This window comes from Paenibacillus thermoaerophilus (genome assembly GCF_005938195.1).
GTDB classification, from domain to species: domain Bacteria; phylum Bacillota; class Bacilli; order Paenibacillales; family Reconciliibacillaceae; genus Paenibacillus_W; species Paenibacillus_W thermoaerophilus.
Window position 1 is genome coordinate 14229 of the sequence record NZ_VCQZ01000031.1, and the last position, 14376, is coordinate 28604.

General features: G+C 62.7%; 13 protein-coding genes and 1 pseudogene. 11 read left to right on the top strand and 3 right to left on the bottom strand.

Annotated features, from left to right (window positions below):
• The first annotated feature begins 103 nt into the window (after positions 1-103).
• The 10 genes from FE781_RS15910 to FE781_RS18035 all read left to right on the top strand — a co-directional run bounded on the left by FE781_RS15910 (position 104) and on the right by FE781_RS18035 (position 12329).
• A complete protein-coding gene (locus FE781_RS15910; protein ID WP_138790605.1) occupies positions 104-532 on the top strand; it encodes a hypothetical protein in 429 nt (142 codons plus the stop codon).
• A 175-nt stretch (positions 533-707) separates the two neighbouring features.
• Complete coding sequence (locus FE781_RS15915; RefSeq protein WP_138790606.1) at positions 708-1829, top strand: glycosyltransferase; 1122 nt, start codon at positions 708-710, stop codon at positions 1827-1829.
• Complete coding sequence (locus FE781_RS15920; RefSeq protein WP_138790607.1) at positions 1823-4003, top strand: methyltransferase domain-containing protein; 2181 nt, start codon at positions 1823-1825, stop codon at positions 4001-4003. The genes FE781_RS15915 and FE781_RS15920 overlap by 7 nt, the downstream gene beginning before the upstream one ends.
• Positions 4004-4007: 4 nt before the next feature.
• Entirely contained in the window at positions 4008-4793 is a 786-nt protein-coding gene (gene rfbF / locus FE781_RS15925) for a glucose-1-phosphate cytidylyltransferase (protein ID WP_138790608.1), read from the top strand.
• A 29-nt stretch (positions 4794-4822) separates the two neighbouring features.
• Entirely contained in the window at positions 4823-5923 is a 1101-nt protein-coding gene (gene rfbG, locus FE781_RS15930) for a CDP-glucose 4,6-dehydratase (protein ID WP_246068213.1), read from the top strand.
• 106 nt (positions 5924-6029) lie between these two features.
• The gene (locus FE781_RS15935; RefSeq protein WP_138790609.1) at positions 6030-7208 is read left to right on the top strand and encodes a methyltransferase domain-containing protein; all 1179 of its coding nucleotides are present in this window, start codon (positions 6030-6032) and stop codon (positions 7206-7208) included.
• Positions 7209-7235: 27 nt separating this feature from the next.
• Entirely contained in the window at positions 7236-9092 is a 1857-nt protein-coding gene (locus tag FE781_RS17910) for an NAD-dependent epimerase/dehydratase family protein (protein WP_138790610.1), read from the top strand.
• Positions 9089-10018: a transketolase family protein gene (locus tag FE781_RS15945; RefSeq protein ID WP_138790611.1), complete on the top strand. Its 930-nt coding sequence runs from the start codon at positions 9089-9091 to the stop codon at positions 10016-10018. Before FE781_RS17910 ends, FE781_RS15945 begins: the two co-directional genes overlap by 4 nt.
• Positions 10015-10776 (top strand): TylF/MycF/NovP-related O-methyltransferase, encoded by a 762-nt coding sequence (locus FE781_RS15950; protein ID WP_138790612.1) that lies wholly within the window; start codon positions 10015-10017, stop codon positions 10774-10776. Before FE781_RS15945 ends, FE781_RS15950 begins: the two co-directional genes overlap by 4 nt.
• 11 nt (positions 10777-10787) lie before the next feature.
• Entirely contained in the window at positions 10788-12329 is a 1542-nt protein-coding gene (locus FE781_RS18035; protein ID WP_138790613.1) for a glycosyltransferase, read from the top strand.
• 111 nt (positions 12330-12440) lie between these two features.
• Here the strand turns inward: FE781_RS18035 and FE781_RS15960 are convergent, their stop codons facing one another.
• Positions 12441-12638: a hypothetical protein gene (locus FE781_RS15960; RefSeq protein WP_138790614.1), complete on the bottom strand. Its 198-nt coding sequence runs from the start codon at positions 12636-12638 to the stop codon at positions 12441-12443.
• A gap of 188 nt (positions 12639-12826) precedes the next feature.
• Positions 12827-13060 (bottom strand): helix-turn-helix transcriptional regulator, encoded by a 234-nt coding sequence (locus FE781_RS15965; protein WP_379253189.1) that lies wholly within the window; start codon positions 13058-13060, stop codon positions 12827-12829.
• A gap of 96 nt (positions 13061-13156) precedes the next feature.
• On the opposite strand from FE781_RS15965, the pseudogene FE781_RS15970 reads away from it, so the two are divergent.
• Positions 13157-14197, top strand: a pseudogene (locus tag FE781_RS15970) (zinc-dependent alcohol dehydrogenase family protein).
• A gap of 99 nt (positions 14198-14296) precedes the next feature.
• Here the strand turns inward: FE781_RS15970 and FE781_RS18225 are convergent.
• The coding region (locus FE781_RS18225; protein WP_138790164.1) for an IS3 family transposase at positions 14297-14376 on the bottom strand (80 nt) is incomplete at its 5' end.

Here is a 14376-nt window from a genome sequence, read left to right on the forward strand (position 1 = left end):
CCGGTTTTTCAAAAACCAACCTTTGCCCCCTCTACTTGTCCATTCCAAACGAGTAGATGCTGCGTACCTTATAGTATTCTCGAAAACTAGGAGGTGTAACATTATGGGAACTTTTCTTGATCTTCGTAGCTCCATGAACGCCAATGCGACCGGATCGATCGGCGTCAGCCTCACGACAACACCCGCCTTGTTCGGAATCATCGGCCTGCAGACGCAAAACGTAGCCAACCCGATCGTTACGTTGACCGGAACGATCGGAATCAGCGGTTTTGCCGGATTAATCGGCAGCACGTTTACGATCTCGGTCGTACGGGGAACGACGGGCGGAACGACCATCTATACGGCAACCGTCCCCTTCAGTTTATCTATCGCGGAAGCCGAACTGGTCAGCTTCACCGCCCAAGACCTGCTGGCACCCGCAGCCGCAGAGACGGTATACACGGCCTTTATCTCGGGTAGTGCTGCGCTGGTCGCTTCGGGCGCGCGTGTCGGCCCGGAAGTGTTCTGGGGCGTCGCGTCCTCCTCGGTATAACGAACGCGCAACCGTTTGTCAGAGAGCACAGCAAGTCCTATCCGTCGCGGAGGATAAGGGGGGCCCCTTATCCTCCTTTTTTTGTGTCCGTGCGGGGCCAGACGTCCATGCCGCCGGAACCTGCCGGACATACGATAAGAGAAAGAGGACATGCATATGCGTCAGGAGGGAACTTATGATCACCGTCAGCTTGTGCATGATTGTCCGGAATGAAGAGGAAGTGCTGGCACGCTGTCTCGATTCGGTCGCGGACCTTGTCGACGAGATCGTCATCGTCGATACCGGATCGACGGACAAGACGAAAGAAATCGCCGCCCGGTACACCGACCGGATCTTCGATTTCGAATGGATCGACGATTTTGCGGCCGCCCGCAACTATTCGTTCAGTTTGGCGACCCAGTCTTACATTATGTGGCTGGACGCCGACGATCTGCTGTTCGAGAAAGACCGGGAAAAGTTCAGGCAACTGAAGCAAACGCTTGACCCCCGCTACGATTCGGTCGTGATGGAATACCATCTCGCCTTCGACGATGCCGGCAATCCGACGGCGGGGTCCCGGCGCAACCGCCTCGTCAAGCGCTCCAAGGGCTACCGTTGGGTGAGCCCGATCCACGAATATCTGGATGTGTCCGACGGCAATTTGTATTTGACCGACATCGCGGTCTCCCACAAGCGGGTCGGCGATCATTCCGCCCGGAACATGCGTATTTTCAAGGAGAAAATCGTCGCCGAAGGGAAGCTGGAAGGCCGGAATCTGTTCTATTACGCCAACGAGCTGGCCGATGCCGGACAATACGAGGAAGCGAGCGAGCTGTATCAACGTTATTTGAGCGGCCCCGTCGATTATCCGGAGGATCATATGATGGCTTGCAGCAAGCTGGCCGAATGCTACCACAACTTGGGCCAGCCGGTGCGGAAATTGGAGAGTCTTCTGATGGCGTTCAAATACGATAAACCGCGCGCCGACTTCTGCTGCTGGATCGGTTACTGCTTCGAAGCGGAGGGCCATTACGCTACGGCGATCTATTGGTACGAGACGGCCCTGAAGCTGGAGAAGCCGCTCTTTCATATGGGCGTGCAAAATCTGGTCTGCTGGACGTGGATGCCGCATGTGCAGTTGTGCATCTGCTACGCCAAACTCGGAGAGCTGCAGAAGGCTTACGAGCATAACGAACAAGCGCTGTCCTATCTGCCGGAGGACGCCAATCTGCTCAGCAACAAACGGAAGCTCGAGGCGGCGCTTGCGGGCAAGGCGCAGGCCGGCGGAGCGGCGGGCGGAGAAGAGCCGCCATGTTGACCAGCATCGTGCTTGTCACCTACAACAAGCTGGATTATACGAAGCAATGCATCGACAGTGTCAGGAAACACACGGAGCCGGGCAGCTACGAGCTGATCGTCGTCGACAACGGTTCCGCGGACGGAACCGCCGAGTGGCTGGGGGAGCAACCCGATATCCGGACGATCGGGAACGGGTTCAATGCCGGTTTTCCGAAGGCGTGCAATCAAGGTCTGGCGCTTGCGCGGGGCGAGCTGCTCCTGCTGCTCAACAACGATACGCTTGTCACGGCCAACTGGCTCGAAGGATTGAAGAGAGCGCTGCTGAGCGACCCTTCGGTCGGAGCGGTCGGGCCGGTTACGAATTATGCGTCCTACTGGACAGCCATCCCCGTGCCGTACCGGACGATGGACGAGATGGAACAGTTCGCCGTCTCGTTCAATCGGACCGACCCCGCCAAGTGGGAGGAGCGCGTCAAGCTGATCGGCTACTGCCTGCTGATCAGGCGAGAGGCGTACGAGAAGACGGGAGCCTTCGACGAACGCTTCGGCGTCGGCAACTTCGAGGACGACGATTACGGCCTGCGCCTCCGGCTGGCCGGCTACAAGCTGCTGCTCTGCGGCGATACGTTCATTCACCATTACGGCAGCGTATCGTTCGGAGAGAACTCGGCCCGGTTCGAACGCACCCTGGCCGACAACGCCGTCAAGTTCGCCGCCAAGTGGGGCTTCCACCCGGTGCAGGGCACCGCCATCCGAACCGACGTGCTCGATGTGATCGAGCGGGAGGTGCGGCCCGGCGCCCCCCTGACCGTCCTGGAGATCGGCTGCGGATGCGGCGCGACGCTGCTGCGGATGCGGCACCGGTATCCCGGTTCGAAGCTGTACGGCGTCGAGCGCCTCGAGACGGCGTCGCGCATCGCCGCTGCGTGCGGCATTGAAATGTTCCGCACCGCGCGTCCCGAGGACTGGCCGATCGCGGAAAACTCGCTCGACGGCGTCCTGATTGGCGATTGGCACGCGTTGGCGGATACCGATGCGGGCTGGTGGGCCCGGCTGCTCCGCAAGCTGAAGCCGGGAGGCTGGCTGTTGGCCTGCTTCCCGAACCGAAGCTTTTTCCGTTATGCCAAGCTGTCCCCGGAGCTGTCGAACAAGCTGCGCATCGGCGACATGTACACGCCGGAAGAAGCGAAGCGGTCTTTGGCGCAACAGGGACTGGCGGTTAGCAGCTTGACGATCGTGACGGATCACCGGACCGCGGAGGACGAAGCCGAGCTGAACCGGATCGCCGCCGCGGTCCCGGGGACGGGACGGGAGGAGCTGGCCGCCGCGTATTTCATCGCCTTCGGACGGAAGCCGGCGGCCCTGCAGCAGAGCGGCGACGGCGCCGCATCGGCGAGACCGGCGGCGACGGCACTCACCGCGCCTCCGGTCAAGGAGCAGAACGACGTGGCGTTTACCGGCGAGCGGCTGATCCTTAACCCGTTCGTCATGGCGAATCTGCCCGACGTGTATGAGGAGCATCTGCGCCGGTACGAGCTTGCCGGTTCGCTCGTGGCCGATCTGCACGTTCTGGATGCCGCCTGCGGAGCCGGTTACGGTTCGCTCATGCTGCGTAACGCGGGGGCGGCGAGCGTGACCGGCATCGACATCGACGCCGCGACAATCGACCGGGCGAAGCTCGACTACAGCCGGGACGGCGTGACGTTCGTGCAGGGTGATGTGCTCCGGCTTCCGTTCCCCGACGGCTTGTTCGATGCCGTCGTATCCTTCGAGACGATCGAGCATATTGCGGACGGCGCGGCCTGGATTCGGGAGGCGGCGCGCGTGCTGAAGGACGACGGCCTGTTTATCGTGTCGACGCCGAACCGGGCCGTGACGAACGCGAGCCTCTATTTCGAAGAACAGCCGGCGAATCCGCATCATATGTTTGAGTACCGGACCAGCGAGTTGGTCGGGGAGCTGCTGCAGGAGTTCCGGATCGAGGAACTGTACGGTCAGAGCTGGTTCGACGACTCGCGGTTTGCGGCGATGCGCTGGCTTCGGGACGCGAACGGACAGCAGCCGGACCGGGAAGCGGGCCGCAGGACGCCCGATACGGGGAGCCGGCCGATTCCGTTCCGGACGTACAAGAGCAGCGAACCGACGTACGTCATCGCCGTCTGTCGCAAGAAGCCACGATCTGTTCGGAGGTGAGGCCGTGAAAGTCGTCATTTTGGCCGGGGGACTCGGCACGCGCATCAGCGAAGAGTCGCATCTGAAGCCGAAGCCGATGATCGAAATCGGCGGACGGCCGATCCTTTGGCATATTATGAAAATTTACTCGCACTACGGGTTCGATGACTTCGTCATCTGTCTCGGTTACAAGGGCTATGTCGTCAAAGAATATTTCGCCCACTATTTCCTCCACGAATCGGATGTGACGTTCGATTTCACCGTCGACGGGCAGCCGCTGACGATCTACCGCCGGCCGAAAGCGGAGCGCTGGCGGGTGACGCTCGTCGACACCGGCCAGGATACGATGACCGGCGGACGGCTGAAGCGGATCGCGCCATATGTGAGCGGCGGTACGTTTATGATGACGTACGGAGACGGCGTAGCCGACATCGATCTGCGCGATCTGCTCACGTTCCACCGCCGGCACGGCAAGCGGGCGACGCTCACCTCCGTGCAGCCGGGCGGCCGGTTCGGCTCGCTCTCGATCGACGCGGGGCAGAAGGTCCGAAGCTTCGTCGAGAAGCCGAAGGGCGACGGCCATTGGGTAAGCGGCGGTTTCTTCGTGTTGGAGCCGGAAGCGCTGGAAGAGATCGAAGGGGATGAGACGACCTTCGAGAGAGAACCGATGGAACGGCTGGCGCGGGCAGGCCAACTCATGGCCTACAAACATACCGGCTACTGGCAGGCGATGGACACGATGCGAGACAAGGCGCTGCTGGAGGAGCAGTGGAAGACGGGACAAGCGCCCTGGAAGGTGTGGAAAGGCTGAATCGAACGGTACGGAAAGGGGTGGCGAAGGTGGACGGATCATCCATGTGGCGGGGCAAAACCGTGCTGATTACCGGCCATACCGGTTTTAAAGGATCATGGCTCAGCCTGTGGCTGACTCGCCTCGGCGCGGAGGTGATCGGCTTCAGCGACGGCATGCCGACATCGCCCGCGATGCATCGCCTTTGCGGGCTGGAGGCGGAGATCCGCTGGCTGCGCAGCGACGTGCGCGACGGCGGACAAGTGCTCGCGGCCATGCGCGAATCAAAGCCGGACATCGTGTTCCACCTGGCGGCGCAGCCGCTCGTGCGCGCGTCTTACGCCGATCCTGCGGGCACGTTCGCCGTCAACCTGATGGGGACCGTGAACGTCCTCGAGGCGGCACGCCGCGCCGGTACCGCCCGGGCGGTTGTGCTGGCGACGTCGGACAAATGCTACGTCAACCGGGAATGGGTGCACGGGTACCGAGAGAGCGACCAGCTCGGCGGACGCGATCCTTACTCCGCCAGCAAAGCGTGCGCCGAGCTCGCCGCCGAGGCCTACCGCCTCTCGTACTTCGGCGCGGGCGGCGGGCCCGCCGTTGCTACCGTGCGCGCCGGCAATGTGATTGGCGGCGGCGATTACGCGCCCGACCGGATCGTCCCGGACATCGTCCGGGCCGTCTCGGAAGGGCGCGCGCCTGTGCTTCGCCGTCCGGACGCGGTGCGGCCCTGGCAGCACGTGCTCGATCCGCTGGCCGGATACTTGCGGTTGGCGGAACGGTTGTACGCGGACGGCGGCGTCTATGCCGAAGCGTGGAACTTCGGGCCGGACAGCGGACGGACACTGACGGTGCGCGAGCTGGCCGAACGGCTGTGCGCCAGACTGGGGGCGCCTTCGGGACCCGTTATCATCGCGGACGGCGGTGCAGATGCGGGGCCGCACGAGGCGTCCGTGCTGAAGCTGGACAGCTCCAAGGCGCGGGCCCGTCTCGGCTGGCGGCCGGTGTGGCGCCCTTCGGAGATGCTTGAGAAGACGGCAGCGTGGTATGAAAGCTGGCTGGAAGGCGCTTCGATGAAGGACGTCTCGATGCGCCAGATCGCCGATTACGAGCAAGCGCTGCGGAGCCTGAGGGAAGGAGGAGAATCATGAGGGAGTCAACCGATTCGGTCTGCGCCACGACACCCGGAGATGCGCCTAGCCCCGCCGCTTCGCGGATCGGCCCGCCTCCGCCGGACCCCGCCGCAGCGTGCCGCGTATGCGGAAGCCCGGCGCTGAGCCGTGGGTCCACCTGCCGCAAATGCCGCTCACCGAGGAAATGAGGCGGCCCGGCGATCCCGCCGCCTCGTATCTGGCGGACATCGATGTATACGTCTGCGGGGACTGCGGCGTCTCCCAGACGGTCGGCAGCCTGGAGATGGGCGATTATTACGCCGATTACGGATACACGGTCGGCTCCTCGCGGCTGGCCTCCCGCTTCATGGAGCGGCTGGCGGCCGCGCTTCGCCGCCGCTACGGGTTGGCGGACGGCTTTAAGACGATCGAGATCGGCTCCGGCGACGGGACCCAGCTCGCTTGCTTCAAGCGCCACGGCGCCGACGTGTACGGAGTCGAGCCGTCCGCCGTCTTGTGCCGCGAAAGCCGGACGCGCGGCGTGCCCGTGCTGGAGGCGCTGTTCGGCCCCGGCACGGTCGACCGGCTCCCCGAGCCGTTCCGCGAAGCCGATGTGCTGCTCATGACCTACACATTCGACCATCTGCCGGACCCGGCCGACGCGCTGGCCGCCGCCCGCCGGACGCTGCATCCGCGGAGAGGGCTGCTCGTGCTGGAGGTGCACGATCTGGAGCAGATCGTGCGCCGGCGCGAATACTGCCTGTTCGAGCACGAGCATTACACGTACTGGACGGCGGCGACGCTGAAGGCCGCTCTCGCCCGCAGCGGCTTCCGGCTGCTGACCGCGAAGCTGCTGCCGGAGCGGGACCGGCGCGGCAACTCGCTGCTTGTCGTCGCCTCGCCATTCAGCGCCGGCTACCAGCCGGAGGACGATGCGGACGGCGAGCCGCCGGCCATCGATTACGCCGCGTTCCAGCAAGAGATGCGGCGGGGAATCGACGCGCTGGATGCGTTCGTCGAGACGGAGGCTGCGGCCGGGCGGCGAATCGCCGGCTACGGCGCCGGCGGGCGCGGGGTGATGACGATGGCCGCGATGCGGAGCGCCGGGCGGCTCGCGTACGTATGCGACGCCAACCCGGGGCTGCACGGCCGGATTGCGCCGAAATCCGGCGTTCCCGTCGCGGGCGTCGATCGGCTGGCGACCGATCCGGTCGATACGCTGCTGGTGTTCAGCTACGGCTATATGGAAGAGATCGCCGAGACGGTAGCCCGGCTGCCGAACGCGCCCGGACGAATCGTCTCCATGCTTGATGTGTTGAAGTGACGGATTCCGGATCGAGGGGGTGAAGGCATGGACGGGAACACGGTTAATCGAGGAGCCAAAGGGCTTGCGGCGGAAGCCGCCGTCGATGAGGCGTTGAAGACCGCATCCGAATCGCCGCGGCACGGCAGCCCGCACGAAGAAGCCGCGCTTCCGGCCGCAATCGTCACCGGCGCGACCGGATTCATCGGGGCGGCGTTATGCCGGGCGCTGCTTGCGCGGGGATGGCGCGTCTATGCGCTGGTTCGCCCGCGGACGGACCGGCGCTCGCGGCTGCCCGACCATCCGCAGCTCCGATGTTTCCATGGCTGCCTGGAAGACCCGGAGCCGTGGACGTCCGAGCTGCGGCGGCTGGCGGGCGAGGGCGAACGGTTCGCCGCGTTCTTCCACTTGGCCTGGCACGGCGTCGGCGGACAGGCGCGCAACGACTGCAGCCAGTTGGCCAATATCGCTTGGACGGTTCAGACGGTCGGCATCGCGGCCAAGCTCGGCTGCCGTCTCTGGATCGGAGCGGGCTCTCAGGCCGAATACGGCCGGCTTGAAGGCCGCGCCGACGAATCGCACCCCGAAGCGCCGACGACCCTGTACGGCCGGGCCAAGCTGGAAGCCGGCAGACAAGCGCTGGCCGCAGCCGCAGCCGCCGAGCTGACCGCCTGCTGGGTCCGCGTCTTCAGCGTCTACGGCCCGGATGACGATGAGGGCTGGTTCATTCCGGGGCTGGCCGCGCAATTGCTGGAGGGAGATACGCCCCGGATGACGCCGGGCTTGCAGCGCTGGGATTATCTGTACGTCGACGATGCGGCTTCGGCTTTCGCCGCGTTGGCGGAGGCCCCCGATCCGCCGTCCGGCGTCTACAACCTCGGCTCCGGCGAGAGCCGGACGATCCGCGACATCGCCGCCCTCGTCCGCGACGCCGCTGCTCCGGGTGCGGAGCTGCGGTTCGGCGCGCTGCCGTACCGCCGCGACCAGGTCATGCACCTCGAAGCCGACACGGCGAAGCTCGCCGCGACGGCCGGCTGGCAGCCCCGCGTTCCGCTGGCCGAAGGCATCGCCCGGACCGTGCGGGCGGAGCGGCAGCGCCTGGAGCGGAAGAAGCGCCTGTCCATCAAACGGTCGATCGTTACGATGGCGTACCGGTCCGGCTCCTCCCACGTCGGCACGGCGTTGTCTTGTGCGGATATCTTGTACGCCCTGTACTTCCGGGTCATGCGCATCGACCCTGGACGCCCGGACGCGCCGGAACGCGACAAGCTCGTGCTCAGCAAGGCGCACGGCAGCACGGCGCTGTATGCGACACTGGCCGAGCGCGGCTACTTCCCGCGCGAATGGCTGGACGAATACGCCGTCGACGGGGGACGGCTGCCCGGCCATCTCGACCGGGAGTCCGCGCCCGGCATCGACGCTTCCGCCGGCTCGCTCGGCCACGGCCTGCCGGTCGCTGTCGGATTGGCGCTGGCCGACCGGCTGGCGGGCCGGGACAGCCGCACCTTCGCCGTGCTCGGCGACGGCGAGTGCAACGAAGGCTCGGTGTGGGAGGCGGCGATGATGGCGTCGGCCTTGCGTCTCGGCGGCTTGACCGCCGTCGTGGATTGCAACGGCTGGCAAGGCTTCGGCCGGACCGAGGAGCTTCAACCGTTCGACCGGCTGCGGGAGCGGTGGTCTTCGTTCGGCTGGGAGACCGCAGTGGCGGACGGTCACGATATCGGGGCGCTGGCCGAGACGCTTGCGGCCCCATCGTCGACCGGCGCGCCGAAGGCCGTCCTCGCCCGGACGGTCAAGGGGTACGGCGTCGACTTCATGGCGGATACGCTGGAGTGGCACTACCGGTCGCCGAACGGCGAACAATGGCGGGAAGCGCTGCGGCAGCTCGGAGGCGACGCGAAATGAGGAACGCGTTCGTCCGATGCTTGACCGAGCGGGCGCGCACCGATCCCCGGTTGTTCGTCATCACCCCCGATCTCGGCTTCTCCGTCTGGGAGCCGTTCCGGGACGCATTCCCGGACCGGTTCCTGAATGCGGGCATCGCGGAGCAGAACGCCGTCGGGATGGCGGCCGGGCTCGCCTTGTCCGGCCATGTCGTCTACGTCTACAGCATTATTCCATTCGCCGTCATGCGCGCGTACGAGCAGATCCGCGTCGACGCCGCTTATATGAATCTGCCCGTCCGCATCGTCGGCGTCGGCGCAGGTCTCGCCTACGGCGGACAAGGCGCGACGCACCACGGGCTTGAAGACGTGGCGCTGATGCGCGCGCTCCCGAACATGACCGTCTGCTGCCCCGGCGATGCGACGGAGGCGCGGGAACTGACGCGGGCGAGCTTCGACCACCCCGGTCCGATGTACATTCGGCTCGGCAAGTCCGGGGAGCCGCCGGTGCATGACGAAGCCGCCCGCATTCCGCTCGGCGGAGCGATCGAGCTCGTCCGGGGCACGGAGGTCGCCGTTCTGGCCAGCGGCACCGCGCTGCCTCTCGCGGCGGAGTGGGTGCGGCGGCTGCGCGGCGAACCCCGTCCGGTGTCGGCGGCGCTGGCCAGCGTGCCGACGCTCAAGCCGTTTCCGATCTCGGCGGTACGCGCTTATGCGGAGCGAGGCATGCCGATCGTCACGGTCGAAGAGCACAGCATCGTCGGAGGGCTGGGCAGCGCGGCGGCGGAGGCGCTGGCCGAGGCCGGCTTCCCCGTCCCGCTGCGCAGATTCGGGCTGCCGGACCGATTCTGCCACGAGGTCGGAAGCCGTTCGTATCTGCTCGCGGCAGCGGGCTTTCATTACCAATCGTTCGCCGATACGGTGAGAGGAGTGCTGAAGAGAAGATGAGCGAATCGTATAGGCCGATGGGCATGATCGGCAAGCATCACCGCCCGAGCGATTTCGAAGCGTACCGGTTGACGGAGGAGACGTTCGAATCGTCGGGGCTGTCCGTGTTCAACAAGCTCGAAGCGTTCCCCCGCTTCGCCACGAAGCGAAGCCTCGCGAAGTTTCTCTGCCGATACGAGGTCTACAAGCAGGTGCTCGGGATCAACGGCAGCTTCGTGGAATGCGGCGTCTTTAACGGAGGCGGCCTGTTTACGTGGGCGCAACTGGCCAACATCTACGAACCTGCCAACCACTCGCGCAAAATTATCGGATTCGACACGTTCTCCGGGTTCCCTTCGGTCGGCGAGCGGGACCAAGAGCCCGACCGTGAGTTCAAAGCGGGCGATCTGAAGGGAGAAACGCTCGAACAGTTAAGCCGGTCTGTGCAAAAATATAACGCCGAACGGTATTTGTCCCACATCCCGAACATCGAGCTGGTGCAGGGTGATTTCATGCAGACGGGCGAAGCGTTCCTGGAGCGGAACAAGCATCTGATGGTGGCGCTGCTTTATCTCGATTTCGACCTGTACGAACCGACCAAAAAAGCGCTGGAGCTGTTTTTGCCCCGCATGGGCAAAGGCTCGATCGTCTGCTTCGACGAGCTCAATTGCGCTTCCTTCCCCGGGGAGACGACGGCTCTGTACGAGATGCTGCCGATCCGCGAGACGTCGATCCGGCGCTTTCCGACCGATCCTTGGCTGTCATACGTCGTCCTGTAAGGAGGCCGAACATGAGCGGAAACAAGACCGAACGCCCGGACGAAGGCAGACGCCGGCCGGAAGACGGCGAAAAGGAGAACGGCCGGACGGAACAGCCGCAGCCGAAATTTTACCGTTTTGGCGCCAACACCATCATCCAACAGGGCTGCCAACTGCACGGCACGGAGGAGATGTCGATCGGCAACGGCGTCTTCGTCCGGACCGGATGCTGGTTTAACGTTGTGACGAAAGTAACGGGAGAACGGCCGAAAATCATCATCGGCGACGGCTGCCAATTCAATAAAGGCGTCTCGATATCGGCGGCGAACCGGATTGTGCTGGAGCGGTTCTCCCTCTACGGCTCGAACACCTTCATCGTGGATACGCAGCATGAATACCGGCGGATCGGCATCCCTGTCTTGTACCAAGGGATCACCGAAACCAACGGGGAGACGGTTGTGGGCGAAGGAGCATGGATCGGCGCGAATTGTTTGATCAGCGGCGGTGTCCGGATCGGGAAAGGCTCGGTGATCGGCGCGAACAGCGTCGTCATCCGCAATATCCCCGATTACAGCGTAGCGGTCGGCGCGCCGGCCAAAGTCATCAAGATGTTCGACACGGCCGCGGCGGATTGGATTGACGTCCGCGGTCCCGACGAGGTGGAGGCGGTGCTGCGGCGGAGACGCAAGCAACCGGTTCTCTCCATCTGCATCCCCACGTACAATCGGGCGTCGGATTTGCGCAGGTGCCTGGACAGCATCTTCGCCCAGATCGGCGACTGCTCGCTGATCGAGGTCTGCGTGTCCGACAACGCCTCGCCGGACGGAACGCCGGAGGTAACGGCGGAGTTCGCGGCGCGGTATCCGAATTTTCGCCATTGGCGCAACGGGAGCAATATCGGGGCGGAGCGGAATATCTTGAAGCTGCTGGACGAAGCGCGCGGCATGTATGTGAAGCTGCAGGGCGACGACGATTTTTTCGTCGATCTGACGGTGCTGCCGTTGATGAACATCGCGCATACGCACCGGAACTGTCCGGTGATCTTCATTGATGTGTTGAGCGACAGCCGTCAGGTGGAAACGTTCGAGGGACTGGATGCTTTTCTGCAACAGGCCTCGGTTGCGGCCGGCTTTCTGTCGTCGGTCATGATTCGGCGGGAGTCGTACGAACAGATTGGGGATAAGACGAAATTTATCGGCACCGGCTTCAACCATATTTATTTGCAATACGAGCTGCTTCGGCAAAATCCGCGGTTTTGCGTGGTCCGGTCCCCGATCTTCAACTATGCCGACAATCCCCCGAGCGGCTACAACTTCGCCCAATATTTTATCGCGGGCTATTTGTCGATTCTCCGCCATTTCGAGCCGTACGGCCTGTCGGCCGACGCCATCCGCCAAGAAAAGGCGCGAATGCTGCAGACAACCGTGCTCCCTTGGTACAAGCGGATCGTCGACGAACGGCTCGGCACCGACCTGACGGGGTTCGAGGAGATTTTTATCGAGCACTACAAGGATGAGCCGTATTGCGACAGCGTTCTGAATTGGCTTCGGAGCGTTAGGCAGGGTCCATCGTAATCCTAGAAAAAACGGCTGCGCCATCCTCCGTGGATGGATTTATTCTGCACGGAAAAGACCGGAAAAAGCCTCCCGCTTCTTCCGGTCTTGCTCACGCTCCCGATCCCGCGCCTACCCGTCCAGCAGAACCCCGAGCATCCGCTCCAAGGCTTCCACGCCCCGCTCCTCGGCCGCTTTGGCGCGCTGCAAGACGGCAATGGAGTAATCGGCGTTCGCGGGCACGTTCGGATTGCCGCCCTGCGGAAACGGATATAGCTGCGGCAATTCGGCCAGCGCGTCGAACACCGCCTGATAATGATCCGCCGCCACCCCGGCAAGCCGCGATACTTCCCGTTTTCTCGTCCCGGCCTTCTTTCCACTGAAAATGAATCAGCACAGCGGCGCTGAGGCCAAACAAAGCGGCCAGTACAACAATCAGCAAATCCTTCACAGAATGTCCTCCTCCCATGACATATTGGGAAAACATCGATTTTTGCGGTTCAGGCCAGCGAGAAATTTCAACTGCGGTCTTGGCACTCCCCTTCTTCGATCACGTATTGGAACACTTCATTGATATCCTTGTCAAACAGCCGGGCAAGCTCAAACGCGAGGATGAGCGAAGGGGTATACTTGTTGTTTTCCAATGAGTGAATCGTCTGCCGGCTCACGCCCAACCTATCCGCGACTTCTTGCTGCGTCCATCGTTTTTCCGCCCGTAACACGACAAGCCGGTTTCGAAGCAATGCTAGGATATTGTTTCAAATCCCCGCCTTGTTGTCGCCTTCCATCTGGAGGGGTATACTTATCGTGGAGAGACAAATCTCTCATCTTAAACGAGGAGGGCTTTTATGAAAGCGCTTGTTTATAACGGACAACACGGAAAGGAGCTCGTTGAGAAACCGAAGCCAACCCTCTTGAAACCGACAGATGCGATTATCAAGATTACGAAAACAACCATCTGCGGAACGGATTTGCACATTCTTGGCGGGGACGTTCCCGCTGTTACGGCAGGCAGAACGTTGGGGCACGAAGGTGTCGGAATCGTTGAAGAAGTCGGATCGGCCGTCAACAATTTCTAGCCGGGAGACCGTGTGCTGATCTCCTGCATCACGTCTTGCGGTAAATGCGACAACTGCAAGAGAAGCTTATATGCGCACTGCGAGGACGGCGGATGGATTCTGGGCCACCTGATCGACGGCACTCAAGCGGAGTACGTCCGCATTCCCCATGCAGACAACAGCTTGTATCACATTCCGGAAGGCGTGGACGAGGAAGCGCTGGTCATGCTCAGCGACATCTTGCCAACCGGATTTGAAATCGGCGTTCTGTCCGGACAAGTCAAACCGGGCGATACGGTAGCCATCATCGGCGGAGGCCCCGTAGGCATGGCCGCGCTGTTGACCGCCCAATTCTATTCTCCCGCAGAAATCATTATGGTCGATCTGGATGACAACCGCCTTGAAGTCGCGCAAAAATTCGGAGCGACAAAAACGGTGAACTCTTCCGACGGCAAAGCGGTGGAGAACATTTTGGAGCTGACGGGCAATCGGGGCGTTGACGTGGCGATTGAAGCGGTCGGCATCCCCGCGACCTTCAAGCTTTGTCAGGAAATTATCGCGGCGGGCGGACATATCGCGAATGTCGGGGTGCACGGCAAAAGCGTCGAGCTTCACCTGGAGAAGCTGTGGATTCGCAACGTCACCATTACGACCGGCCTCGTCAGCACCAATTCCACGCCGATGCTTCTGAATACGGTCAAATCGGGCAAGCTGAAACCTGAACAATTGGTAACGCACCGGTTCACCTTCGATCAGATTGAACAAGCGTATGACGTCTTCAAAAACGCGGCGAAAAACAAAGCGCTCAAGGTGATTATTTCCAACGCTTAAGCTTGGCCGGCTGTTCGCCTGCGCGCTTTCAACCGCAAGGGGCTGTCCCGAATTGAACTGACCCCCGTCAAGTAGACAGTACAAAAAAATAAAAATCGGTTAAGCGGCCTTGGTCCTGAATTCCATGGGACTGAGGCCGTTTAGTTTTGCCTGTAATCGCTCGTTATTGTAAAAACGGA

Excerpts from the sequence above, each read along its gene's own strand:
- FE781_RS15910 (WP_138790605.1), top strand. The coding sequence starts at position 104 with ATGGGAACTTTTCTTGATCTTCGTAGCTCCATGAACGCCAATGCGACC.
- FE781_RS15915 (WP_138790606.1), top strand. The coding sequence starts at position 708 with ATGATCACCGTCAGCTTGTGCATGATTGTCCGGAATGAAGAGGAAGTG.
- FE781_RS15920 (WP_138790607.1), top strand. The coding sequence starts at position 1,823 with ATGTTGACCAGCATCGTGCTTGTCACCTACAACAAGCTGGATTATACG.
- FE781_RS15935 (WP_138790609.1), top strand. The coding sequence starts at position 6,030 with ATGCGGAAGCCCGGCGCTGAGCCGTGGGTCCACCTGCCGCAAATGCCG.
- FE781_RS17910 (WP_138790610.1), top strand. The coding sequence starts at position 7,236 with ATGGACGGGAACACGGTTAATCGAGGAGCCAAAGGGCTTGCGGCGGAA.
- FE781_RS15945 (WP_138790611.1), top strand. The coding sequence starts at position 9,089 with ATGAGGAACGCGTTCGTCCGATGCTTGACCGAGCGGGCGCGCACCGAT.
- FE781_RS15950 (WP_138790612.1), top strand. The coding sequence starts at position 10,015 with ATGAGCGAATCGTATAGGCCGATGGGCATGATCGGCAAGCATCACCGC.
- FE781_RS18035 (WP_138790613.1), top strand. The coding sequence starts at position 10,788 with ATGAGCGGAAACAAGACCGAACGCCCGGACGAAGGCAGACGCCGGCCG.